This is a genomic window from Paraburkholderia dilworthii (assembly GCF_000472525.1).
Classification (GTDB): Bacteria; Pseudomonadota; Gammaproteobacteria; order Burkholderiales; family Burkholderiaceae; genus Paraburkholderia; species Paraburkholderia dilworthii.
This window is the reverse complement of record NZ_AWZT01000019.1, coordinates 52,367-76,323: the sequence shown is the minus strand read 5'-3', so window position 1 is coordinate 76,323 and position 23,957 is coordinate 52,367. Positions and strand designations below refer to the sequence as shown.

The 23,957-nt window shown below is 62.5% G+C and carries 27 protein-coding genes; 11 read left to right on the top strand and 16 right to left on the bottom strand.

The window, feature by feature from the left end; genetic code table 11:
• Nucleotides 1-9: 9 nt before the first annotated feature.
• From F759_RS0118025 to F759_RS0117980, 10 genes are read right to left on the bottom strand one after another with little or no spacing between them, the layout of a single operon-like run.
• The gene (locus tag F759_RS0118025; RefSeq protein ID WP_027801116.1) at nucleotides 10-840 is read right to left on the bottom strand and encodes an aspartate dehydrogenase; all 831 of its coding nucleotides are present in this window, start codon (nucleotides 838-840) and stop codon (nucleotides 10-12) included.
• Nucleotides 833-2,491 carry a thiamine pyrophosphate-binding protein gene (locus F759_RS0118020; RefSeq protein ID WP_027801115.1) on the bottom strand — a complete coding sequence of 553 codons (1,659 nt, stop codon included), beginning with the start codon at nucleotides 2,489-2,491 and terminating at the stop codon, nucleotides 833-835. The genes F759_RS0118025 and F759_RS0118020 overlap by 8 nt, the downstream gene beginning before the upstream one ends.
• Nucleotides 2,484-3,293 carry an SDR family oxidoreductase gene (locus F759_RS0118015; protein ID WP_027801114.1) on the bottom strand — a complete coding sequence of 270 codons (810 nt, stop codon included), beginning with the start codon at nucleotides 3,291-3,293 and terminating at the stop codon, nucleotides 2,484-2,486. The genes F759_RS0118020 and F759_RS0118015 overlap by 8 nt, the downstream gene beginning before the upstream one ends.
• Nucleotides 3,290-4,174 (bottom strand): IclR family transcriptional regulator, encoded by an 885-nt coding sequence (locus F759_RS0118010; protein WP_027801113.1) that lies wholly within the window; start codon nucleotides 4,172-4,174, stop codon nucleotides 3,290-3,292. Before F759_RS0118010 ends, F759_RS0118015 begins: the two co-directional genes overlap by 4 nt.
• Complete coding sequence (locus F759_RS0118005) at nucleotides 4,175-5,068, bottom strand: alpha/beta fold hydrolase (protein WP_027801112.1); 894 nt, start codon at nucleotides 5,066-5,068, stop codon at nucleotides 4,175-4,177.
• Between the two features lie 33 nt (nucleotides 5,069-5,101).
• The gene (locus F759_RS0118000) at nucleotides 5,102-5,629 is read right to left on the bottom strand and encodes a cupin domain-containing protein (RefSeq protein ID WP_027801111.1); all 528 of its coding nucleotides are present in this window, start codon (nucleotides 5,627-5,629) and stop codon (nucleotides 5,102-5,104) included.
• Between the two features lie 26 nt (nucleotides 5,630-5,655).
• Complete coding sequence (locus tag F759_RS0117995) at nucleotides 5,656-6,423, bottom strand: SDR family oxidoreductase (RefSeq protein ID WP_027801110.1); 768 nt, start codon at nucleotides 6,421-6,423, stop codon at nucleotides 5,656-5,658.
• Entirely contained in the window at nucleotides 6,416-7,519 is a 1,104-nt protein-coding gene (locus tag F759_RS0117990; protein ID WP_027801109.1) for an aromatic ring-hydroxylating dioxygenase subunit alpha, read from the bottom strand. The genes F759_RS0117995 and F759_RS0117990 overlap by 8 nt, the downstream gene beginning before the upstream one ends.
• A 49-nt stretch (nucleotides 7,520-7,568) precedes the next feature.
• The gene (locus F759_RS0117985; protein ID WP_020068684.1) at nucleotides 7,569-7,880 is read right to left on the bottom strand and encodes a recombinase-like helix-turn-helix domain-containing protein; all 312 of its coding nucleotides are present in this window, start codon (nucleotides 7,878-7,880) and stop codon (nucleotides 7,569-7,571) included.
• Nucleotide 7,881: 1 nt separating this feature from the next.
• Nucleotides 7,882-8,196, bottom strand: coding sequence for a non-heme iron oxygenase ferredoxin subunit (locus F759_RS0117980; RefSeq protein ID WP_020068683.1), 315 nt, complete (start codon nucleotides 8,194-8,196; stop codon nucleotides 7,882-7,884).
• A gap of 440 nt (nucleotides 8,197-8,636) precedes the next feature.
• Between F759_RS0117980 and F759_RS0117975 the strand changes: the two genes are divergently transcribed.
• Complete coding sequence (locus tag F759_RS0117975) at nucleotides 8,637-9,710, top strand: porin (protein ID WP_027801108.1); 1,074 nt, start codon at nucleotides 8,637-8,639, stop codon at nucleotides 9,708-9,710.
• 14 nt (nucleotides 9,711-9,724) lie between these two features.
• On the opposite strand, the gene F759_RS0117970 is transcribed toward F759_RS0117975, so the two are convergent.
• Entirely contained in the window at nucleotides 9,725-10,735 is a 1,011-nt protein-coding gene (locus F759_RS0117970; protein WP_027801107.1) for an IclR family transcriptional regulator, read from the bottom strand.
• A gap of 139 nt (nucleotides 10,736-10,874) precedes the next feature.
• On the opposite strand from F759_RS0117970, the gene F759_RS0117965 reads away from it, so the two are divergent.
• A complete protein-coding gene (locus F759_RS0117965; protein ID WP_027801106.1) occupies nucleotides 10,875-11,171 on the top strand; it encodes a hypothetical protein in 297 nt (98 codons plus the stop codon).
• A gap of 155 nt (nucleotides 11,172-11,326) precedes the next feature.
• Complete coding sequence (locus F759_RS0117960) at nucleotides 11,327-13,036, top strand: acid phosphatase (RefSeq protein WP_027801105.1); 1,710 nt, start codon at nucleotides 11,327-11,329, stop codon at nucleotides 13,034-13,036.
• Nucleotides 13,037-13,039: 3 nt separating this feature from the next.
• Here the strand turns inward: F759_RS0117960 and F759_RS0117955 are convergent, their stop codons facing one another.
• Nucleotides 13,040-13,714: a DUF4410 domain-containing protein gene (locus F759_RS0117955; protein ID WP_027801104.1), complete on the bottom strand. Its 675-nt coding sequence runs from the start codon at nucleotides 13,712-13,714 to the stop codon at nucleotides 13,040-13,042.
• 206 nt (nucleotides 13,715-13,920) lie between these two features.
• Between F759_RS0117955 and F759_RS0117950 the strand changes: the two genes are divergently transcribed.
• The 4 genes from F759_RS0117950 (at nucleotide 13,921) to F759_RS0117935 (ending at nucleotide 16,222) form a co-directional block, all read left to right on the top strand.
• Nucleotides 13,921-14,280: a DUF3564 domain-containing protein gene (locus F759_RS0117950; protein WP_027801103.1), complete on the top strand. Its 360-nt coding sequence runs from the start codon at nucleotides 13,921-13,923 to the stop codon at nucleotides 14,278-14,280.
• 366 nt (nucleotides 14,281-14,646) lie between these two features.
• Entirely contained in the window at nucleotides 14,647-15,396 is a 750-nt protein-coding gene (locus F759_RS0117945; protein ID WP_027801102.1) for a DNA/RNA non-specific endonuclease, read from the top strand.
• A complete protein-coding gene (locus tag F759_RS0117940; RefSeq protein WP_027801101.1) occupies nucleotides 15,389-15,649 on the top strand; it encodes a hypothetical protein in 261 nt (86 codons plus the stop codon). Before F759_RS0117945 ends, F759_RS0117940 begins: the two co-directional genes overlap by 8 nt.
• Nucleotides 15,650-15,838: 189 nt before the next feature.
• The gene (locus tag F759_RS0117935; RefSeq protein WP_027801100.1) at nucleotides 15,839-16,222 is read left to right on the top strand and encodes a hypothetical protein; all 384 of its coding nucleotides are present in this window, start codon (nucleotides 15,839-15,841) and stop codon (nucleotides 16,220-16,222) included.
• A gap of 177 nt (nucleotides 16,223-16,399) precedes the next feature.
• Here the strand turns inward: F759_RS0117935 and F759_RS0117930 are convergent, their stop codons facing one another.
• Nucleotides 16,400-17,113, bottom strand: a complete 714-nt coding sequence (locus tag F759_RS0117930; RefSeq protein ID WP_027801099.1) for a Crp/Fnr family transcriptional regulator — start codon at nucleotides 17,111-17,113, stop codon at nucleotides 16,400-16,402.
• A 90-nt stretch (nucleotides 17,114-17,203) separates the two neighbouring features.
• Between F759_RS0117930 and F759_RS0117925 the strand changes: the two genes are divergently transcribed.
• Complete coding sequence (locus F759_RS0117925; RefSeq protein ID WP_027801098.1) at nucleotides 17,204-17,743, top strand: Mpo1 family 2-hydroxy fatty acid dioxygenase; 540 nt, start codon at nucleotides 17,204-17,206, stop codon at nucleotides 17,741-17,743.
• A gap of 39 nt (nucleotides 17,744-17,782) precedes the next feature.
• On the opposite strand, the gene rarD is transcribed toward F759_RS0117925, so the two are convergent.
• Nucleotides 17,783-18,673, bottom strand: a complete 891-nt coding sequence (gene rarD / locus F759_RS0117920; protein ID WP_027801097.1) for an EamA family transporter RarD — start codon at nucleotides 18,671-18,673, stop codon at nucleotides 17,783-17,785.
• 513 nt (nucleotides 18,674-19,186) lie between these two features.
• Here rarD and egtD point away from each other — a divergent pair.
• Entirely contained in the window at nucleotides 19,187-20,167 is a 981-nt protein-coding gene (gene egtD, locus F759_RS0117915) for an L-histidine N(alpha)-methyltransferase (protein WP_027801096.1), read from the top strand.
• 293 nt (nucleotides 20,168-20,460) lie between these two features.
• Here the strand turns inward: egtD and F759_RS0117910 are convergent, their stop codons facing one another.
• A complete protein-coding gene (locus F759_RS0117910; RefSeq protein ID WP_027801095.1) occupies nucleotides 20,461-20,754 on the bottom strand; it encodes an acylphosphatase in 294 nt (97 codons plus the stop codon).
• A 176-nt stretch (nucleotides 20,755-20,930) separates the two neighbouring features.
• Between F759_RS0117910 and hpnA the strand changes: the two genes are divergently transcribed.
• Together hpnA and F759_RS0117900 are read left to right on the top strand one after the other, a co-directional pair.
• On the top strand, nucleotides 20,931-21,941 hold the full coding sequence (hpnA, locus tag F759_RS0117905) for a hopanoid-associated sugar epimerase (RefSeq protein WP_027801094.1): 1,011 nt from the start codon (nucleotides 20,931-20,933) through the stop codon (nucleotides 21,939-21,941).
• 92 nt (nucleotides 21,942-22,033) lie between these two features.
• Nucleotides 22,034-22,576: a hypothetical protein gene (locus tag F759_RS0117900; RefSeq protein WP_027801093.1), complete on the top strand. Its 543-nt coding sequence runs from the start codon at nucleotides 22,034-22,036 to the stop codon at nucleotides 22,574-22,576.
• A gap of 95 nt (nucleotides 22,577-22,671) precedes the next feature.
• On the opposite strand, the gene F759_RS0117895 is transcribed toward F759_RS0117900, so the two are convergent.
• Nucleotides 22,672-23,853 (bottom strand): glycosyltransferase, encoded by a 1,182-nt coding sequence (locus F759_RS0117895; RefSeq protein ID WP_036024672.1) that lies wholly within the window; start codon nucleotides 23,851-23,853, stop codon nucleotides 22,672-22,674.
• Nucleotides 23,854-23,957: the final 104 nt, after the last annotated feature.

Genomic DNA, 23,957 nt, shown 5'->3' with positions numbered 1-23,957 from the left:
CCCAAATCACTAAATCACGCAGCGGGCCGCGCGATTGCGTAGCGCACGAATCGCGCTGTACGCGGTCAATGCGGACGTCTTGGGGTTGTCGGGCAGCGGCTTGCCGCACATTTCGAGCGACATCTCGCCGAACGCGCCACGCGCGAGAATGCGATGCACATTGCGCGTGACATTGGGATCGGCGATCAGTCGAACGGTCGTGTGGTCGAGTCCGAGCCCAGCTAAAGCAATGGTCGCGGCAACGTTGGCGTTCTTCGGATAAAGCCGCGCCGCTTCGCGCGCGCTGCCCTCGAAGATCACCTTCTCTTCTTTCAGCGCATTCAGATCGCAGATCTGCTCCGCGGGCGTGCCGAGCCAACCCGTTGGCGGCTTGCGGCCCGTGTACAGCACTTCGTCGAGACCGCCGAGTTTCGCTGCGGCCAATGCATCCACGCCGCCGATCGCGCCCGAGAGCAACGTCAACGTCGCGTCGCCTTCATCGGCTGCGGCGGACAACGCGTCGAGCAACATCACATCGGACAACGCACCGATGGACGCCACCGCGCAATCCGTGCCGGCCTTCAATAGCGGCACCACGTGGTCGACAAGCGCGCTGTGTCCCGCGCATTCCAAAGCGAAATGCGGCCGGCTGCTCAATGCGGACACCGAAGCCACCACGTCCACCGTCGAGCCGACCACTTCACGCACCGAAGCCATATGACGCTCCGGCACGATCACGTGCGACACGCGCACCGCCGGATCGGCGGCGACCGAGCGGTACACCGCCTGGCCGATCGCGCCGAAGCCGATCATCGCGACATCGACGGGCGCGTGATGCCCCGCGTAGCCCGCGTCAAGCATGTTCCGGCTCCTCTTCCTTGACCGGCGGCCCGGCGAACGCAGTGGCGAACGAGCCGACCGACAGCATGTCCACTTCGACCAGCACCGGGCCCGCCTTCGCCATGCCTTCGCGAATGATCGCGTCGGCTTGATCGAGCGATTTGATGCGGTAGTGCGTGAGCTTCAGGCTTTCGCAGAACTGCGCAAAATCCGGCTGATGCAGATCGACATAGCAGCGGCGGCCGCCGTATTGCGCGTCCTGAATGTTGCGGATCACGCCATAGCATTGGTCGTTCATCAGCAAGATCATCACGTTGGCGTTTTCCTGCACAGCCGTTGCGAGTTCGCCGACGTTGACCATCAAACCGCCGTCGCCGACGAGGCACACGGTTTTCGCCGCGCTGCCCGCGAGCGCCGCGCCAATCCCCATCTGCATGCCCTGCCCGATGCCGCCGCCGAGTGCATGCACGCCCGCGCGCGGCGAGAAGATTTTCAGCATGCGATTGCCCCACGTGCTGTTCGAGATCGTGACGTCGCGCACCCAGTTGTAGTCGCGGCCCACTGCCGCTTGCAGGGCGTCGACGAGACGCTTGTAGGGACCGAGGCCCTTGCCCACATCGGCGACGGCGCTTTCGCGTGCGGCGGCCAGATCTTGCGCGAACGAAGGATCGACCTTCACGCGACCTTCTAGCAGCGTCGCGAGTGCTTCGAGCACCGCCGATGCATCGCCGTGCACGAACATCTCGTTGCGATAGCCGCGGTTGTCGGCGAGCGCGTCTGCGTCGATGCGATAGAGCGGCTGCGGCAACGCGAGCTTGTACTTCAGCGTCTCATTGCCACGCAGACGCGATCCGACAACGACCAATGCGTCGCAGGTCTTGTAGAAACTTTCCACGGCCGGGTGCACATTGAACGCGCCCAAGGTCGCGGGATGATCTTCCGGCAATACGCCGCGGCCCTGCACGCTCGTCACGACGCCGAAGCCGAGCGCGACCAGGCGCTCCACTGCTTGCGTCGCATGACGCGCGCCGCCGCCGAGCCACAACAGCGGGCGCTTTGCCTTCGCGAGTTGCTCCGCCAATTGTGCGACGCGCTGGCTGCAATGCGTGAGCGTTGTGATATGCGGCGCGGCGAGATCGGCGGGCCATTCGATTTCGGCAGCTTGAATGTCGATCGGAATCTCGACGCTCACCGGACCGCTCGGTGCGGTTTGTGCGACGCGCACGGCTTCGCGGATCGTCGGCAGTGCGGTTTCGACGGAACGCACGCGATACGCGGCCTTCGAAATCGACTGGAGCATCGACAACTGGTCCGGCGCTTCGTGAATGTACGCGAGATCCTTGTCGAGGTATTCGGTTTCGATCTGACCGGTCACGTGCAGTAGCGCGGTGCCTGCGGTCAGCGCTTCGACCATCGCACCTGCTGCGTTGCCCGCCGCGGTGCCCGTGCTGGTGAAGGCCACGCCGAGACCACCGGAGACGCGCGCAAGACCGTCGGCCATGTTCACGGCGCCAGCTTCGCCGCGCGCACCGACATAGCGGATCTTGCCGCGGTTATGGATCGCGTCGAGGATCGGCATGTTGTGGATCGAGATCACGCCGAATGCGGTTTTCACGCCGCATTGCTCGAGAAAGGCGGCGATTAGCTCGCCAACGGTGGTTGTGTTAGACATGTCGTGCAACGCCTCCAGAAACATCGATGTGACTGCCCGTCGTATAGGACGACAGCGTCGTAGCCAGATAAAAGAGCGCTTGAGCGGCTTCTTCGGGTTTGCCGAAGCGGCCCAGCGGAATGGTTTTCTTGCGCGCCAGTTCCGCGGTCCAGTCTTCCCAGCTCTGGCCCGGCTGCGCTTCTTTCGCAAAACGGCGGCGCCACTGCCCCGATTCGACGATGCCGATCAGAATCGAATTGACGCGAACACGCTGCGGCGCGAGTTCCACCGCGAGCGACTTGATCAGGTTCTGCACGCCCGCGCGTGCAGACGAGGTCGCCACCATATGGGGCTCAGGTTGCAGCGCGAGCAGCGAATTTACGCAGACCACCGCGGCGTTATTACCGGCGCCCGCTGTATCGCGCAGCATCGGCAGAAACGCACGAGTCGGGCGAATCACGCTGAAGTATTTGAGGTCCAGTTCTTCGCGCCACGCTTCGTCGCTGGTATCGGCGAAGCTCGACACACGGCCCTGACCCGCGTTGTTGATCAGCATGTCAGTGCGGCCGAAACGCGCTTGCACCGCTTGCGCGAACGCGTTGACGTCTTCCGCGTCGAGCACATCGCAGCGGCGCGCGAGCAGTTGAGCGCCGGGAAACTGCGCGTTCAACGCGGCCTCGCCTTGCGCAAGACGCTCCGTATCGCGGCCGCAAATAGCAACCGACGCGCCGGCTCGCAGAAACAGTTCGGCGGTCGCGAGGCCGATGCCGGACGAACCGCCCGTCACCACCGCCACCTGTCCGTTCAGATCGATTCGAATCATTTGAGTCCCAATGCCTTCATGTATTTGCTGCCCGCATTCGAACCATTGCCCGGCCGGTAATTGAGCCGCTGCGAGAGTTCGTCGGCCGCGCGGCGCACTTTCTCGACGAGGCCGCTGTCCAGCAGCGACGCGTCGATCTCCTGACGCGGAATGGTCGTCGTGATTACCGCGACGATGCGCCCGGTGTCGTTGCGCACGGGCGCGCTAACAACCGAAATACCGCGCTCGAACGACGACTCGCTGATCGCGAAACCGCGCAGTGCGTCGTCGCGAATCCGCTCGTATAAATCGTCGACGGTGGCTGGCGTCTGTTTCGTGAAACGCTCGAGTTCCGGCTCGGGATAGAGCTTCTTCAGGTCGTCGAGCGTCATGTCGCCCATCAGCACCTGGCCGTGCGTCGTCGCATATGCGGGCAAGCGAGTCCCGACGTTGACCTTGACCGAGCTGAAAATCGGCGCGTGACTCTGAGCCTTGGCGACGAACACGACATCGCGTCCATCGCGAATCACGATGTGCGTGGTGAGGCCCGTCTCGTCGCGCAACGCTTCGATGATCGGCAAGCCGAGATCGGTCAACTCGAGCGAGCTCAGATATTCGAAACCGAGGCGCAGCACCGCGACGCCGAGTCGATAGTTGCGGTCCTTGTCAGCGCGTTCGAGAAAGCCGAGCGATTCAAGCGTTTGCAAAAGACGGAAGACCGTCGTGCGCGGAATCTTCAGGCGGCGCGACAACTCCGGTGCGCCGAGAACCGGCTCACGTGGCGAAAACTCGGTGAGAATCTTCAAGCCGCGTTCCAGTCCTGGCACGCGGTAGCCAGGGTCGCTATTGCTGTCGCCGCGGTCGTCGTCCGCGTCGCGCTCGTTGAGGGTGTCGGGCGTCATTCATTGGCTCCGTTGTCCGGCGCTTGCGCGGCAGAACGTGTCGATGATCGCGGTGTACGCGGTGGGTGCTTCGATATAGCCGGCGTGCCCCGCGTGTGGCACGACTTGCAATTGGGTGCCCGCGGCGAGCGCGAGTCGCTCACAAGCTGCGGGAGTCGTAATGGTGTCGTCGGCGCCCACCGCGATGTTGATGCGGCCTTTGAAGCGGGCGAGGTCGGCGGCGAGATCGGCGTTGGCGAGCAGATGCGTGGCCTGCGCGTAGCCGTGCGGTATCACGCGCGCCATGTTCCAGCGCACCCATGCGCGCGCTTCGTCGCCTGCGTGCGCGGACAGCATGTTGGCGCTGCGTTTGTCGGCGAGGCCTTGCGGGCCGAGTTCGTTCAACATTGCAAGGCGTTGATCGCGCTTCGTCTCGCGGACGTCGGCGGAAGCCGCGCCGTAACCGCCGGCCGGCGACAACAACAACAGGTCCGCCACGCTCTGCGGATGCATCGCAGCAAACCCACCGGCGATGATCGCGCCAAGCGAATGGCCGACGAGCACGCAACGTTCGATGCCGAGTGCGCCGAGCCATTCGGTTAGCACGCTTGTGTAATCGGCGGCAACGGGCGACTGCGGTACTACCGGCGTGGACATGCCATAACCGGGCGCGTCCCACGCGAGCACGCGGCGGTTCACGCCCAGTGCCTCGAACTGCTGCACCCACGAAGCCGCGCCCGAACCGATACCGTGTAGCAAGACGAGCGGCAACGCGCCGTTTTCGCGGGCGCTGCCCGCTTCGCGAAAGCCCAGCACCCGTTGCGATGCCAGCGCGATTTGCTGCGCTGGAAAGCGCGCAAGACGTGCTTCCAGCGTGGCGTTTGCATCGACGGCGGCGGACGGGACTGCGGACATGATTTCCTTCGCGGGTGTTTGTACAGAGACGGCTTAACGCTTGAGCTTCGCGAGCGGCGAATCCGGCGGATACGTCGGCGTAATCGGCTTCGGCGAGCCGAGCATCACGCACATCAGCGCGTCTTCTTCGCCAATGTTGATTTCCGTGCGATACACGCCTGGCGGCACCGAGATCAGATCGCGCTCGCCGAGCACCGCTTCCCACGTTTCGCCGTCTTTCTCGCAGATCACTTTCATCTTGCCGCGCAGCACGAAGAAGATTTCTTCGACATCCATATGAATATGGCTGGGGCCGATGTTGCCGGCTGGAATCACCATCGTCGAAAACGTGAAGCCGCCTGCGGGCACCGTGTTCATGTCTTTCGCGACGCCCGTGCCGCCCGTGCCGACATAACGCATTTGCGCGCGGCGATACTTCGGGTCGTAGTCGGCCTGGAACTTCAGCGCGTCCCAGTCGTAGCGGCGCGTTTCCAGGCGCGCGACGCGGCTGTCCAGCCACTGCGCGAAGCTCGCGTCCGCGGGTTGGTCCCACGATTTGCGTTCGATATCGGCGTCCGCCATCTCTTTCTCCTTTCGATTGGACAAGATCAATTCATCACGAAGCCGCCGTTCACCGGCAGCAACTGGCCGGTCACGAAGCGCGCGGCATCGGACAACAGGAACAGCACCGGCCCGGTGACGTCGTCGGGCACTTGCGCGCGCGTCAAAGCGCGGCCTTGCAGGTAATACTCGTGACGCTCGGCGGGCACGTACGCGGTCGCCTCCACTTCTGTAAGGCCCGGCGCAACTGCGTTAACCGTCACGTGATGCGCGCCGAATTCGCGCGCGAGTGAGCGCGTCATCGAAATCACTGCACCCTTGCTTGCCACATATGCGAGGAGCTTCGGCGCGCCCCACATCGCCGTATCGGACGCGATGTTCACGATGCTGCCGCAGCCCGAGTCGCGCAGATAAGGCAGCGCGGCGGTGCTCATCAACCAGGTGCCGCGCACGTTCACATTCATTACGGCATCCCAGGTATCGACGGTTAGCTCGTCGGCAAACTTGCCGCCGGAGTTCGTGATGGCCGCGTTGTTGATCAGCGCGTCCAGACCACCGAGTTGCGTCGCGCCTTGTTCCGCAAACTGCTTGACGCTCTCGGGATCGGCGAGATCGAGCGGCAGGTAGAACGCCGCATGACCCTGCCCGGCGAGCGACGCAGCGAGCGCGCGTCCTTCGTCGTGCAACACGTCGCCGAATACGACCCGAGCGCCGGCTTGAACGAGTGCGCGCACAAACGCCGCGCCGAGACCGCGCGCGCCGCCCGTCACCAGGACGCGCCGGTCGTTGAGCGCTGCGGGCGCGTCGTTATGCATGGCTATGACCTGCTGCTTCGGTTTGCGCGGTGCCGGCCTGAGCCGATTGCGCGGCTTCGGCGCGATGCGCCTCGAGCGCAGCGAAGTCCTGCTGCGCCCGTTGACGCAACATGCGACGCACACGCGTCATACCCACATCGTGCTGATAGAGGAACTCGTGTTCGCGCGCATTCGGCGCCATGCTTTCGAGCACATAGCGGTCTTGCTCCAGCACGGCCCAGTGCAGGCCTTCGAGGCGATTGCGATACATGAAGCGCCATGCGTCGCGCTGCCAGCCTTGCACCTTGCGGGTACGCCAGAAGTAAACCTGGCAGTTGTTTTCGTCGACGGGAACGGCGAAGCCGATGATCCCGAAGTTGCCTCCCGGGCCGAACTTCTTCTTGTACGGAATCGCGAGGCGCATCCACAGGCAACCCGTTTCGCCGAGTTCGACCCAGTCGAAGTTCACGTCGCGCTGGCCGACCTTTTCGAACATCAAGCCCGTTTCGGTTTTGCGCACGCGCATGTCGGCCTGCTTGTCGCCTTCGGCCATCGAATGCGACGTTGCATGCAGATACGCGCCGTGCATCGGGTCCATCACGTTGTCGATCGCGTACTGGTAATTGCACTTCCAGTTCGACATGCAGAGGAAGCTCGCGTATTCGTCGCCGACCAGTTCTTCCGGCAGCTTGAGCGGCGCAGGCTCTTTATGCGCGTCGTCGCCGAACCATAGAAAAATCGCGCCCGCGTGCTCTTCAACCGGGTACGACTTCACGCACTTCTGGCCTTCCAGCGGACATGCCGGGACGGCCGGGACCTTGGTGACCGTGCCGCCGCCGTTGATTTCAATGCCGTGATACCAGCACGCGACGCTGCCGCCGAGATTCCAGCCGAGCGACAGACGCGCGCCGCGATGCGGGCAGCGGTCTTCGAGCGCGTTCACTTTGCCTGCCTTGTCGCGCCACAGCACGATCTGATCGCCAAGGCGTGTAATGCCGACCGGCGCATCGCCGACTTGCCAGCTGGGCGCGACGGGATACCAGTAGTTGCGCAGACCGCGGTTCAGATACGACTGGATCGGATCGGCCGCGTGTTGAGTTGTAGCAGGGGACGTCATAAAGAGACTCCGGATGCGGATGCGAGGAAACGTGTTCGGAAAAGCGCGCTTATTCGGCGAGCAGGCGGAATTCGGCGGCGAGGCGATCGGCGCTCCATGCGTTGCCTTCCGGCGTGCGAAAGCCAATGCCGTTCAAACCGTCGACGACCTCTTGCAACTCCACCGCGCCGGCTTCGAAGACTTTTTCGAGCGCATCGCCGAAGTCGTTTTCGTACTGCGTCGGCTCCGCCTTGCGCGTTTGCCAGATGAAGTTCTCTGTCTCGCCCGGCTTCTCGATCACGCCCTTGCCGGCGACGTTGTTCGGCTGCGGCGCAAGCCACGGCTTCAGGAAGGGATTGAAGTTCACGGCTACCTCTCGCATGTCATTCCACCTTGATCTGGATTTCTTCGCCGGCGAGGCGCACCGAGTACATCTTCAGGTCGCGGCCACCAGGCTCTTTCAGGCACTTGCCCGTCGGGATATGGAACACGGCTTCGTGCAACGGGCATTCGACGGTGTCGCCGTCGACAAAACCCTGCGTCAGCAACGCGTACGCATGAGGGCAGACGTTTTCCAGCGCGTACAGCGCATCGCCCACCTTGTAGATGCCGATCTCCGTGCCGTCGAGCTTGAACTCGAGCGGCGCATCTTCGGACAGGTCGCCGGCATGGCCGGCGCAGCGCCATTGTTCAGTCATTTCTCGCCTTCTCCTGAAGCCATACGTTCCATATAAGGAACGTTAGTTCGTGTATGGACAATTATAGGATCGACTTTGGCGGGGAAAAATAAAAAACTGAAGCGTTAGGGGAAAACACTAGGTGTGGCGTTCACAACACATCACTGCGACAAGGGCAACGACCGCTCGGGTTGCACGCCGGAGGCTGTGGGGCGAGGCTTTCCGCGCTTTGTGCGATCAGTAGGCGAAGCCCTTCTGCGGGTTTCTACGGACACCGAAAATTTATTTTGATCACTTTCGAAGTCACTATACTTTCCATAGGCGATACAAACGCCCACAGGTGGAACATAAAGCGTAGCAGTTTTGGCGCGTGAACCCAAAGCTGCATCACAACCCAAGCAAAGGATCAGGGACGCCGGAATCCGCGCGAGCGATCCGTCGTGTGATCAGGAGAACCAACGGTGAAGCACATCATTGCAGCCGGCTTGACGGCAGTCTGCGCAACGACAGGCGCATGGGCACAGAGCAGCGTGACGCTATACGGCAGCCTGGATGCCGGTATCGCATACATCAGCAATGCGGGTGGCCATTCGAAGTGGATCCAGGAACAGGGCAACATGCAGCCGGACCGTTGGGGCCTGAGGGGCGTGGAAGATCTCGGTGGCGGTCTGAAAACAATCTTTCAGTTGGAGAACGGCTTCTATACGAACACCGGGGCGTTCGCCAAGTCGGGGACGCTGTTCAATCGGCAGGCGTTTGTCGGCCTGAGCTCGGACAAGATCGGCACGTTGACCTTCGGCCATCAGACGCCGTTCAGCTTCGACGTGCTCGGGCCGCTGAGCACGGCTTATCTCGCCGCCAGTTGGTACGCATTCCACCCTGGCAATATCGACGAACTCGCGGACACCGGTGTCGTGCCGTTTGACAACTCGGTGAAGTTCCGATCCGCGAGTTTCAACGGCTTTTCAGCCGGCGCGATGATGGGCCTTGGCAACACGACGAATTTCTCGACCGGCAAGACGCTGAGCTTCGCGCTTAGCTATACGAACGGTCCGTTCAAGGCCGGCGCAACGTATGCGAACGAGCACAATCGCACACCGTCGATCGTGACTACGGGCATTACGAACTTTCAGGGGGTAGCGGCGGCCAGCTACAGTGCTGACAAGGTTCAGAACATGGGCGCAGGCGCGTCATACCAGTTCGGCAAGCTGCTCGTGCATGGCTTGTACACGCGCGTAAAACTGGAATCGGCCGGACATTCCGACACCTATCAGAGCTACGACGTCGGCGCGAACTATCAGTTCACGCCGTTCAACACCGTGGCTGGCGGCGCCGCGACTACGACGCTCGCCGGCCACCGCTGGACGCAGTTCGAAATCGGCGATATTTATGCGTTGTCGAAATCGACGCAGTTGTACGTGAACGCTCTTTACGAGCGCGCGGGGTCCAATACCGACGCCGCGTTCTTCACGGCAGGCGTATCGAGTGGCCGGAACCAGACGATCATCCTGACCGGCATCCACCACTCTTTCTGATCCGAAGATCGGGACTAGCTCGCCGCGACCGGTTTGCGGCGAGCCTGCAACACGGTCGGTTCGTCCGCGCGGGGACGATGGCCGAGCCGCTCGGACAAATCGAGCGCTGCCTGACAAACGGCGGCGATGAGCGGCTCGCGCTCCTCCGTCTCACCCAGGTCCGAGCGCGGAATCGTAACGGTCAACGCGGCGGCGATCTTGCCGCTCTGGTCGCGCACCGGCGCGCTTACCACGGAAATCCCCCGCTCGAACGATGCCTCGCTCAATGCATAGCCGAGCGCCGCACTTTCGCGCACTCTTCCGTACAGTTCTTCGACGGTGGCGGGCGTGCGTTCGGTGAAACGCTCCAGTTGCGGCTCGGGATACAACTGACGCAACTCGTCGAAAGTAAGATCGCCCATCAGCACCTGGCCATGCACAGTTGCATGCGCCGGCAAGCGCGTGCCGACGTGCACCTTCACCGAGCTGAACATCGGCTCATGAGTTTGCGCTTTGCCGACGAATACCACGTCGCGCTGGTCGCGAATCAGCAGATGCGAACTGAGGCCCGTGGCATCGCGCAGGCGTTCGAGAATCGGCGTGCCGACGTCGGTCAATTCGAGCGAATTCAGATATTCGAAACCAAGCCGCAGCACGGCGACGCTCAGGCGGAAGTAACGGTCGCCATTGACGCGCTCAAGAAAGCCGAGCGCTTCGAGCGTCTGCAATAAACGGAAGGTAGTGGTGCGCGGAATGCCGATGCGCTTCGACAATTCCGGCGCGCCGAGCACCGGCTCGCGCGCGCTGAATTCGGAGAGGATGCGCAGCCCGCGCTCCAGACCCGGCACGAGATAGGTCGAGGCGCCGGCACTGTCTTCGTCGGCGCCAACGGCGCCGGCGCTGCTAACGGTAGCTCCGATCGCATCGCTCGAACCAGCGCCGCCTTTCTGCGCCGCCGACACGTCGCCGTCGCGCAAAGCCGACGCTGCGATAGCACGTGGCTTTGCCTGCTTGCGTCCCGCTCCTGTCTGCTCTTCTTTTGCCATCTTGGCTGCCGTTTTCTGCTGTTCATCGAGGTCAGATCAGCATGATAGCGTCTTTGCGGTGCTATGCTTTGATGCGGTCCGCTGGGCGAGGCTTCGCTGCCACGCCTTCGTTCCGCTCAAGCGTCCGGAGGCCACGCTCATGCCCAGTTCCGTGCAGATTCAGGTTGCCGATTCGCATCTCTATCCGGGTTGTGCGGTGCATATAGCGCATTTGCCGGAGGCGGAACGAGCCGCCGCCGCGGTGCTCGCGGTTGTCGAATTCGCGGACGGCTCGGGCGCCAACGCGACGTGTCATCTGCGAGCGCACGACGAGCTCGAACTGACGGTGGACGGCTACGCGACACAGAAGCGCCACCCTGTCGACACAAGGCATTGGCTGCTGCTCGCCGTCGATGCAACGCACAACAGTTGGCGCGTGAAGCGCCGATTGCCTTAGCTGCAAAACTGCCGCATCCGTTCAGCCGTGTTTCAGTTGTGCTGCCAGCAGTACTTCCTGCCGTACTTTCAGCCGAATCGTAGCCTCCGCCGGCGTCCCGCGCGCCGCCCCGAGCCGCACTTGACCGCTCGTCACGCACACTCCGGAACCGACCGATGACAGACCACGACTCCTCGCTGCCGCCGAACTCCGACAGCACAGACAACGCCTCCAACGCCGCAGACGATCCTCACAACCCCGAGCGCCGCCGCGTGCTTACCGGCCTTGCGGCCGTCGGCATCGGGCTCGCGCTGGCCGGCTGCAAGACCGAACAGACGGCGAGCGACGCGGCACCGCGCAGCGCCGCCGACTTACGGCTCGACGCCGCGCTGCGCGATCAGGTCAAGCGGATCGTGGTGATCTACGCGGAGAACCGCAGTTTCGCCAATCTTTATGGCAATTTCCCAGGCATTCAGCATCCGCTCGATGCAGTGAGCGCCGAGCGCTATCTGCAACTCGACCGCGACGGCAAGACGCCGATGCCGCGCCTGCCGGCGATCTGGGGCGGCCTCGTGCCGCAGGCACAGGAAGTGGACGGCAAGCGCTACATGATCGGCCAGAAGGACATCGGCAATCTGCGCAACGGGCCTTTCCATCTGACCGATGCGCAAGGCGCGCCGTTGCCCACTGGGGTCATCACGCGCGATCTCGTGCATCGTTTCTATCAGAACCAGATGCAGATCAACGCGGGCCGCAACAACCAGTTTGCGGCGTGGGGCGATTCTGGCGGCCTCGTCATGGGGCATTACCGCAATTCCGCCGATACGCTGAAGCTCTGGAGTCTCGCGCAGCAGTACACGCTGTGCGACAACTTTTTCATGGCTGCGTTTGGCGGCTCGTGGCTGAACCATATCTTCCTGATCTCGGCACAGGCGCCGTTCTATCCGGACGTGCACAACAGCCCGGCTAAGAAGATGGTGTCGGTAGTCGAAGGCGACGACCTGACCGGCGAGCGGCTGAAGCTCGCGCCGGACTCGCCGGCATCCGCACTCGACGGTCCGCCGAAATTCGTCAACGACGGCGCGTTCACCGCCGACGGTTATGCCGTGAACACCATGTCGCCGCCCTATCAGCCGAGCAACGTGCGCCCGGCGCAAGGCGGCAACCCGGCTTTTGCCGACGCGTCGAATCCGCGCGTGCTGCCGCCGCAAAACTACGCGACGATCGGCGACCGTCTGACGGACAAGGGAGTCGATTGGGCGTGGTACAGCGGCGCCTGGCAATACGCGTTGGAGCATCAGGACACCGGCGCCGTGCCCGACTTCCAGTATCACCATCAGCCGTTCAACTATTTCGCCAACTACGCACCCGGCACGGCCGCGCGACGCAAGTATCTGCGCGATGCGGGCCTCGGCAACGACGCGTCGACCAACCGCCTGATCGCCGACATCGACGCCGGACGTTTGCCCGCCGTCACGTTCTACAAGCCGCAGGGCGACCTGAACATGCACGCCGGCTACGCGGACGTCGAATCGGGCGACCGGCACATCTCACGCGTGATCGAGCATATTCAGCGCGGTCCGCAATGGGCGAATACGATTGTGATCGTCACCGTCGACGAAAACGGCGGCTGGTGGGATCCGGTCGCACCGCCTAAAGGCGACCGCTGGGGTCCAGGCTCGCGGATTCCGGCGCTGGTGATTTCACCGCTCGCCAAAAAAGGCTATGTCGATCACACCGTGTACGACACGAACTCGATTCTTCGCCTGATCACGCGCGTGCATGGACTCGCGCCGCTCGACGGCGTCGTGGCGCGCGATCGCGCATTCGCAAGCAACGGTCTAGCGCCGCTTGGCGATCTGACGGCGCCGCTGGACCTCGCCTGACGATCACTGCGCGGCGGCGTGAAGCCGGGCGATTACGGCATCGGAAATCTGTTGAGCCGTTTTCCTGATCGTCTTCTTCTCGTCGCCGCTTGCCATCACGAACTTCGCTGCGATCACGTAGGGATTGAGCTTGATGGCAGCGCCGGGCGCGTGCTTGCTGTCGGCCTCTTCCACGGCTTCATAGAGCGGCGGCAAATTCGCCGACGCGAGACTGTCGCACGAGACCGCGACCTGGATGTCGTTCTGACCGGCGCCGAGACCGACCATCGCGCGCCGCAGACGGTTGCCGTCGTCGACACTCAAAAACACGCCGCGCACTTGCCAGCCCGTGGCTGGCAAAGTCTGGCCAGACGCGGTGCGCCGCGCGTCGACGCCGCCTTTGCGCAGATCCGCGGTGAGCGCCTCTGCCATTTCGTCGACGATGTTCTTTGCATGCTCCTGCGGATTCGTGTCGTGTCCCAACGGCCCGGGCCCGCTCGGCAGCAAACCACGCAGACGGCGCACGCGTTGACCGGGTCCGCTGTCCGGCGCGACGTTCGCGACGTCCAGTTCGAAGTCCGATACGTAGACGACCGGTGCCGGCGCGGCAAACGGCGCACTATCTGCCGCGAAACCAGTCACAGGCGCCACGCCGATATACGCGGTCAACGCGAGAAAACGCAGAAATCGATGCTGCATGGCACGTCTCCATAAACGGTGCACGGACAACGAATGAGCAACATCGCGCGGTGGAAAGCGAAGGCCAGCCAGCGACGCAATCATGGTACAGCCGCGCATTTTTCGCGTCCGTTTTTTTCGTGCACGACTCTTAGCTTTTGCCTTGAATAACCGGCGCCGCGACATAGACTATTAAGGCAATTCTGAGTACTTTGCACGGAACTGATATGCGCCTAACCATCCTCATCAACGGTTCCGATCCCACCGTCAGTCACGACTACGCTGTGCTATGGCTCGACACCGAACAACGCCGGTGGTCGAGGGAAGCGCATCAAGGGATCGATCTCCCCCCGTGGGGCGAGTTACGCGACGAAGACGGCGTGACGACACTGTGCGCGCCTAGTGCGGACGCGCCGTTGTGCACGCTGCGTGGATTGCATGTCGACCGTAAGCAGCGTGTGAGCGCGGCGCAAGGCGACGCCGCTTGGACCGCCGTGCGCAACCGCGCGCCGACGAGCGGCTTCTGGCGTTTGCAAGCTGTCGATCGTCAAAACGTGCACGCCGAAAACAGCGTCTTCGGCAATTAATTCCAGCATCTTTCCTGCTCGGTCGAAATTCCCACGCGCGCGTTGCAAGGCGCCCGCGTGGGATCGTTTTGCCCGCAGGGTTGCAATGTCCGCCTTAGCCTCTAACGGGCCAACTTCCGCGACACATGCATTTAAGCTCGCCTTAAGTTTGCGCGCGTAGATTCGGAAATCCACGCATTCGGGCCGCTGCAAGGCGGCCCATTTTTTTGCTCTCGCATTTGCCGCCGCGACATCGCACCATGTGCCCGCTTGCGCTCGCAAGCGTCACATTGCTGTGATTCGCTACGCTCTCCCACGCGTTTTACATCGCTCAATAGCCGCGCTCAACGCTATACTTTGCGCCCCTCTATTTTCACCGATTAACCCATGAAGAAGTGGCTCACCTGTCTGCTCGTTGCGGTTGCCGCTCACGCAACTGCGGCGCCTTCCTGCACCCAGTTCACTCCGAATGCGCAATGGCCGCTTCTGACCAATCAGAAGATGGCGCCGAAGACGCGCATGCTGTGCTATAGCGATTTCGCCGTCATGCATTCGGGCATTACGCACGGTCCGTTGTGGTCCGCCGAACATCTGACGCGCGACCATATCGAAGCCGCCAAAGACATGGTGCGCACCAACAAGTTCTTCGAAGACACGCGCTTGCCCGACGGCGAAGGCGCGACGCTCGCCGATTACAAACGCAGCGGCTTCGATCGCGGACATATGAGCCCCGCGGGCAATCGCTGGAACGCGCAAGCAATGGAGCAATCGTTTTCACTCGCGAACGTCGTGCCGCAAAATCGCGAGAACAATCAGCGATTGTGGGCACGCATCGAAACGTCGGTGCGTAAAATCGCAATGGCATATGACGACACGTACGTCGTCACCGGTCCGATGTTCAGCGGCCAGCAACTGCAGACTATCGGACCCACGCGCGTGTTCGTGCCAACGCAGTTGTTCAAGGTCGTCTACGTGCCTTCGCGGCAACTTGCGTTTGCGGTCGTGGTCGACAATGTGTCCACGAATCGCTATGAAATCAGAACGATTCACGAACTCGAAGCAGCATCGGGCATTCGCTTTCCGGGCATTCCGGAGAACCTCAAAGATCAGCGACCGGGAGGACTCAAAGGTGTTTAAACCCTATTCGAACGACGACGACGTGCTCAACATTCAGGGCGATGCATTGACCGTGAGCAACGGCACGACGCGTATCGTGCTGAACGGCACGCTCGAACTGACGCAAGACCAGCGAGGACTGAAGGCCGCGCTCGCATTGAAGGAAGCTGTGGATGCAATCGTCGCCGCTTTGCATGCGCATCCGGGTCTGCCCGCTAAAGTGAAAGACGAACCGGATGCAAAACCGGGTGTCGTGGACAATCCATTCAACTAACGTTTGAAGGGCTCATAGCGTCGAGAGTGGGAAGACCGCAAGAGTAGTCTCCAGCCCGATATGGCTCTGCCGTTACGTTTTGTCACCAGAGCATCGTCAACTGCTGTCTTCCGAACTGCGTTAAACCGGCAGCGCTGAACAAATCCAGCCGCGAAACAGAAATCCACCGGTTCAACAAGGAGTCCCACCATGAAGACGCTTTTCGCCGCTCTCGCTTCCGCTCTGCTCGTGTCGACCGCGTTCGCTCAAACGGCCGCACCGGCACCGTCCGAAACCGCACAGCCCGCGCAGACGCAGCCCGCCGGCCAGGCGAACCTGAAAGCAAGCACCGCCGTGCAAACCGGCGCGTCGGATGACAGCACGGCCACCGCTAAAGCGAAAGCGCCTTCCAGCACGACTGCAAAGTCGCACGTGAAGACGTCTTCGAAGCACACCGCAAAGAAGCACAAAGCGGTGAAAAAGACCCCGGCGAATTCCAGCGCAGCGAAAACGAAAACAGACGGCGCGCAAGAGACCAGCAATGCGCCGATGAACGCAGCAGGCGCAAAAACCGACACGGCCAAAACGCAATAACACGTGTACGGTTCCGGCGCGCACCGGCCACCCATGCATTAAATAGAGTCGAATAGAGAATCGAAGCCGGGCGATGCCGTTCAGGGAGGGCGAGTCGTATGACTCGCCTTTTTTATGCGCGTTTTCACGCCGCGTTGTAGTAACAGTGGAATCTCGCCCGAAATCGCGTGCGAGCCGTCAATGCGCACCTGAGTTCAACTGCGCAAGCTCGCGAAGTCTGTGCTCGTCAACTATCTGGATTTCCGCGTAGCCAAGTTTCAGCGCGCCCTGCGTTTCAAACTGCTTGAGCACCTGGTTGATGGTCTGCCGCGACAGCGCGAGCATCATCGCGAGATCTTCCTGCGGCACGTTAATCACGCGCCGCATGGTACCCGCTTCGCCATATCCGCCCGCCATCAGCAACAGCCGACGCGCGACGCGCTGCGCGGCCGGCAGCAACGCGGCTTCTTCTATTGCATCGAAGGCGAGACGCAGTTTTTGCGCGAGCAGCAAGCCGAATGTGTGCCAATGCGCCGGCGTGCGTTCGAGCATCGCGGCAAGTGCAGCGCGCGGCACATGAAACAGTTCGGTATCGCGCTCGGCATATGCGTCGTGCGTTCGTGGACGATTGTCGAACAGCGCGATTTCGCCAAACCAGTTCACCGGTTCGACGACAGCAAGCAGCGCTTCCTTGCCCCCCGCACTCGCTGCGCCGATTCGCACGAGACCGCCAAGCACGCAATAGATGCCGTCATTCGAATCGCCGCGCGTGAAGAGACGCTCGCCAGCGGCGAGGCGCTCGATTCGGCCGGCGTCGATCAATTGCGCCTGCAAGGCAGCGGGGGCCGAGCGAAACCATGCGCTATGTGCGAGCAGCGTGGCAAGCTGAGTACGGGGAAGACTTGCGGTCATTGAATCGCGCCTGTGCCGATTGTCGGCTACCCGATGGTTTCAAATTTCGATCGCCGCGATTATGCTGGCTTTGACCGAGGAGCGGCATCCATGAGAACGCTGACGCAACAGCTTACGCAATATGCGGCTTACCATCGCGACCGGCGCAATATCGCCACGCATTTCATTGGCATTCCGATGATCGTGCTGGCGTTGGCGGTGCTGCTGAGCCGTCCGGTTTTTGCGCTCGCCGCGTTGCCGTTGACGCTATCGCCGGCATCGCTGCTGTTCGTCGCGGCCACGCTGTATTACCTGGTGCTCGACGTGCCGCTCGGTTTGATGATGGCAGCGGTGTCCGCGCTGTGCATCGCGTTCGGCCAGTGGATTGCGGCGCAGTCCACGTTGATCTGGCTCGCAACCGGCGCGGGGCTCTTCGTGGTGGGCTGGGTGTTTCAGTTTGTTGGCCACGTGGCCTACGAGCATCGCAAGCCAGCTTTCGTCGACGATGTGATCGGCCTTCTGATCGGACCGCTGTTCGTGTTGGCCGAAGCGTTGTTCGGCATCGGCTGGCGGCCCGCGCTGCGTGAAGCGATAGAGCGCGAGGTGGGGCCGACGCGCATTCACGAAGAGCGCGCGGCGGCACACAAGTAGAGCCCGTAGTGAGCCGTCGTCGCCGATTCGGTCCCAGTGCTACCCGAAGCGCACGAGCCGCATGCTGTGCAACGCCGTCAACACGACCGCGATCCAGATCGGGATATAGGTGCCCAATTGCGCGGCGCTTAACGTTTCGCCGAGCAACGTGACCGACACGAGCACGAGTAATACCGGCTCAACATAGCCGAGGATGCCGAACAACGCGACGGGCAACAAGCGGCTTGCGCTCAGGTACGAAGCCAGCGCAAGCGTGCTTAACGCGCCAAGCCCCGGCAGCAGCAGGAGCCACATGTCGAGGCGTCCGGAGATGAGTGCCAGCGAGCCGCCGCTAACGATCATCGCCACTGCGACAGGCAACAGCAGGATCATTTCGACCGTGAACAACGCGAGCGAATCGTGTTTGATTTTGCGCCGCAACACGAAGTACGGCGGGTAGCCGAGCGCGACGAGCAGCGTCGGCCACGAGAAAGCGCCCGTCACCCAGAGTTCATGGCCCACACCGAGGGCCGCGCTTGTCACCGCTGCCCACTGCAAACCGTCGAGGCGCTCATGGTAGTAGAAGCGCCCAACCAGCACCATTACCAGCGGCAGCAGGAAATAGCCAAGCGATACCTCAAGCATGCGTCCATGCAGCGGCGCCCATAGGAACACCCACAATTGCGCGCCGAGCAACGCGGCGGCAGCGAGCATCGCGACGCCGAGTGAGGGCTGCGTCACCATCCGGTAAAGAAGCTGCCGCAGAATCGGCATGCGTTTGCGCGACGCAACGAGTAACAGTGCGCCCGGCACCGTCCAGACGATACGCCACGCGAAAATGTCCAGGCCGCTGAGCGGCGCGAGCAGCGTCGCGTAGGCCGATAGCAGCGCAAACATCGCGCAGGCGCTAACGGATAAGGCAATGCCGCGTTTCGGCGAATAGGGGTTCATCGTGCGCCCCGCTGCGCGAGAGCTTCGTCGTGCGGCGTGGGCGCATGCGGCACGACATGGTGGCGCACCGCGATTCTAATTGTCATTGGAAGTGAAGGTCCTGAGCCGCAGCGCGTATCCGCGCGCCGCTTTTTAGTAGTTGTATCCGGCGATGCAAGCCGGGCATTCTAGCCGGATATCGGCGCAGCATCCGCACGCCATGCATCCGCCGTTGTTCGCACGGCAACAATTAATCCGTGCAGATCGCGCGTCGATGAACTAGAACATAACTTCACGCGCGCGAGGCAAGCCAGCGCGCGTTTGGCGAGGCATCTCCGTCGCTCAAGCGCGAATCTTGCTTCGGAGTATTGCCGCAGCGTTTGCAAATAGCCTTTGCGACAAGCCTTTGCAATATCAACTAGCCGAGCCCGCATCAACGGACCCGCTTCCTTCGCGGCACGCATCGATCACTTGATCAGCGTGCCGGCCTCCGGCCACCCATCCCGCTCATCGAATGTGACTACTGGAGCCAGCATGACCCAGCCAGCCCTCTCGCACGACGCATCGCCCGATCAACGCTCCGCGTTCGCCGCCGACGTCCGCGCCGGCCTCACGCACGCGCCGCAGAAAGAGTTGCCCTCGAAGTATCTGTACGACGAAGTGGGTTCCGCGTTATTCGAAGTGATCACCGTGCTGCCGGAATACGGCGTGACACGCGCCGAGGAGCGGCTGCTCGCGAAGCACGCGGCGGACATCGTCGAGCATCTTCCGCACGACGTAACCGTCGCCGAACTCGGCAGCGGCAGCGGCCGCAAAACGCGCCGCATTCTCGAAGCGCTGTGTAAAAAGCGCCCCACTTCTTACTGCCCGATTGAAATTTCGCGCACCGCGTTGCAGTTGTGCAGGCGCGAACTGGGCGACATCGAGCGGATTTCGATTGTCGGTTACGAGCGCGATTATCTGGCCGGTCTCGCGGAAGTCAGCAAAAAGCGCGCAGCCGACGAGCGGTTACTCGTACTGTTTCTCGGCAGTACGATCGGCAATTTCGGCAGGCTCGCGGCAACGCGCTTTCTGCGCGACATTCGCAACATGCTCGCGCCCGGCGATGCGTTGCTGCTCGGCACCGACCTCATCAAGCCGACGCCCATGCTGATCGCCGCTTACGACGACGCAATCGGCGTCACGGCGTCGTTCAATCTGAATCTGCTCGCGCGCGTCAATCGCGAACTCGGCGGCAACTTTCCGCTCGACGCGTTCGAGCACGTCGCGCGTTTTAATCCGGACGCGCGCAGCATCGAGATGCATTTGCGTGCAAAGCGGGCCGTGACCGCGCATATCGCCGCTGCCAATCTGACGGTGTCGCTCAACGCTGGCGAGACGATCTGGACCGAGAGCAGCCACAAATACCGCGCGGACGAAATGCCCGCGATCGCCGACGACGCGGGCTTCGCGTGCAGCTATCAGTGGCTGGAAAGCGACTGGGGATTTGCAGAGAGTCTGCTGGTGGCGCGGTAGGCGCGGAAGGGCTCTCGGGGCTGCGGGCTTTCATGTGAGCAGTTGAACCGCGCGCGTTGCATGGTCGCGCGCGGTTTTTCTCGCGTAGATTTCGGCGCGGCTGAAAACCGACGGTGTTAGCGCGGCTGGTTCCAGTCGACAGCGTTGGGTTGCAGTTGACTGCGGCTGGCTGCCGTTCTTGCCGCTGTTGGCGCGGTGGCCGCTGTTGCGCTGTTGCGTCTCATACGCTCATGCCGCTCACTGGAAATCACTACCGCTCATGCGGCCCACCACGCCTCGTCCGTTGACCCCACTCAGTGCTGCTCAAATCGCTCGTAGCGCTTTTCGGTCACGCGCTCTTCGCCGGTCACCTCGGTCACGCGCGCGGCCGGCGGTCCGTGCCGCAGCCACGACAGCATCCGGTCGACCTGGTTAGCCGCGCCTTGTAACATCGCTTCGACCGAACCATCGTCGAGGTTCGCGACCCATCCCTTGATGCCGAGCGCGTGTGCCTGCCGAACAGTCGCGTGGCGAAAGCCGACGCCCTGCACGGTGCCGCGCACGCGCACGTAATACGTTTCGATCCGCTCATCCAGATCCGGGGCCATGCCGTTCTCTCCTCGCTATCTTTCAAGCCGGCATTCTAGTCGCGTCGTGGTGAGCCTGCTTGCCGCCAGCGGAGGGTGATCGCCTGCTCGTCGATCACTGCACACGGCGTCAGCGGCGCCACCCCCGCGCGCCACGTACAATCCCTCTCGACTGTCACGCAGGAAACGGAAACAGAATGACCGAACAGAATCGCGATCTCGTGCTCGTGACCGGCGCATCCGGCTTTGTCGGCTCGTCGGTGGCGCGCATCGCGCAACAGAAGGGCTTCAAGGTACGTGTGCTGGTGCGCGCAACCAGTCCACGTCAGAACGTCGAGTCGCTCGACGCGGAAATCGTCGTCGGCGACATGCGCGACGAAGCGTCGATGCGCAACGCACTGCGCGGCGTGCGCTATCTGCTGCACGTCGCCGCCGATTACCGGCTGTGGGCGCCGGACCCGAGCGAAATCGAGCGCTCCAATCTGGAGGGCACCAAGGCGACCATGCGCGCGGCGTTGAAGGAAGGCGTCGAGCGCATCGTGTACACGAGCAGCGTGGCCACGCTCAAGGTGACGAGCTCCGGCAACTCGGCCGATGAAACGTCGCCGCTAAAAGCCGACCAGGCGATCGGCGTCTATAAACGCAGTAAGGTGCTGGCCGAGCGCGCGGTGGAGCGCATGATCGCCGACGACGGCCTGCCGGCGGTGATCGTCAATCCGTCCACGCCCATCGGTCCGCGCGATGTCAAGCCGACGCCGACTGGGCGCATCATCGTGGAAGCGGCACTCGGCAAAATTCCCGCTTTCGTCGATACGGGACTGAATCTCGTGCACGTCGACGACGTCGCGGCCGGGCACTTTCTCGCGCTCGAACGCGGCAAGATCGGCGAACGCTATATTCTTGGCGGCGAAAACCTGCCGCTTCAGCAGATGCTCGCGGACATCGCGGCGCTGACCGGCCGTAAGGCGCCCACCATCAGCTTGCCGCGCTGGCCGCTTTACCCGCTCGCAATGGGCGCGGAAGCGGTCGCCAAGTTCACTAAGCGCGAACCGTTCGTCACCGTCGACGGATTGAAGATGTCGAAGAACAAGATGTACTTCAGCTCCGCCAAGGCGGAACGCGAACTCGGCTACCGGGCGCGCCCGTATCGCGAGGGCTTGAGCGACGCGCTCGAATGGTTCCGGCAGGCGGGCTATCTGAAGCCTTAGCGCAAGCATTTTGTTACAACGTCGCTGTATTTGCGGAAGGTAAAGCCTACGCGCAGCAGTTAAAATCGTGGGTCTTACCTGAGAAACCTCGCATGAATCTTCACGAACAGCTCGGCGCGCTGGAAGTGGGCGTCGATCAGCTCATTCAGGCTGTCGTGGCCCCGCAGGCCCAGAACATCCCCGAGACACCCAATGAAGCCGACGCGCAGCAGGCGCCGGCTGAACATGCCGTGTCGGAAGCCGAGGCGGAAACGGTCGCGGCCGAAGCCGCGGTAGGCGACGCCACAGCGCAACCCCCTGCAACCCCGCCTCTGCCCACGCTGGAAATCAACCGCCCGGCGCAGAACGAAATCACCATGACCATTGGTGGTCAGACCGTCGCATTGCGCGCGGAGCAGATCGGCCAATTGATCGAGGAACTGTCGAACGCGCGCGCCTCGATGACGCCGGAACCGCCGCCGGGCATTCCGCCAGGCTGGCGTTTCGTGTCGACGAAAAACCCCGTCATGGCCGTGCAGAAGCAGTCGAACGGCGACCGTCTGCTGGTCATGCGTCATACCGGTCACGGCTGGGTGCCGTTCACTTTCTCACCGGACATGGTGATTCAGCTTTATATGCTGCTTACCAAGGGCTGAGACGAAACTGCAAAATGCAAAAAGAAAGCGGCGCATGCGCCGCTTTTTACGTTACCGCGCGGCCGTCATGGCCGGCTCATCGCAGCGCCGATAGGTCAACGTTCCTGCACGGGCGCCTGAACCCGCGCCTTCCATTGCCCGCCCTTGCCGCGCCAGTAGCGCAGCGCCGACGCAAACGTCGCGCCGACATAGAACAGCGCGACGAGCGGCAGAAACGGCGCCCATAGCGGCGAACGTCGGTAATAGCTGAGCATCGGCGCATATGCGCAGCACATCGCGGCCCAGGCGAGCCACGCGGGCCAGCCCGTCGGGCCCAGCACCAGGGCCGCGACCGGCGGCATCAGGTAGATGATCGTCATGCCGGCAAGCGTGCCCAAGAGCAGCATCGGCGAATAATGCAATTGCGTGAACGCGGTGCGCGCAATCATGTTCCAGATGTCGCGCCAGCTATCGTAAGGACGCAACGACACGCTGCGCGCCGCCACGTCGAGCCGGATCGGATGGCGCCCGCTGCCACGATGCTTGATGCGCGCCGCCAGGCTGCAATCGTCGATCAGTTCCGCGCGGATCGATTCAATGCCGCCCGCTTCCTCGAGCGCACTGCGCCGTACCAGCATGCAGCCGCCCGCCGCAGCCGCCGTTCGATTGCGCGGGTTGTTGACCCACGCGAACGGATACAGCTTCGCAAAGAAGAACACGAAGGCCGGAATCAGCGCTTTTTCCCAGAACGAATCGCAGCGCAGGCGCACCATCAGCGAGACGAGATCGCGCTTTTCGACGTCGGCGCGGGCGACCAGTTGCGTGACGGCGTCGGCGGGATGGCCGATGTCGGCGTCAGTCAGCAGTAGAAATTCGGCCGGCAAGCCGAGCGTGCGCACCGCCTCGATGCCTTGCGACTGCGCCCACACCTTGCCGGACCACCCCGGCGGCAGCGGCTTCGCGCTCAACACGGTCAAGCGGTCCGGGCATTGCAGCTGTAATGCGGCGGCGCGAGCGGCGTCGGCCGTGCCGTCGGTGCTGTGGTCGTCGACGACGATCACGTGGAATTCACCGCGATAATCCTGCTGAAGCAGCGTCGTAACGGCTTGCGCGATGACATCGACTTCATTGCGGGCAGGCACCACGGCGGCCACGGCGGGCCATGCATCGCGCGGCTCGGGCGTAAGCGGCGTGGCCGGGCGCGCACGCCAGAAGCCGCCGCGAGCGAATAGCAGCACGGCCCAGATCAGCAGGGACAAACAGGAAAGAAAAAACAGAATCACCGCCGTCAAGCCCATTAAGCATTACCCTCGATTTCCGCAAGCGTCGAATCATTCATAATGCGAGGCGCGAAGCGCTTCACAGAACGACGTAGTTTAAGGGTTCCGCTAACGCGGTGCAG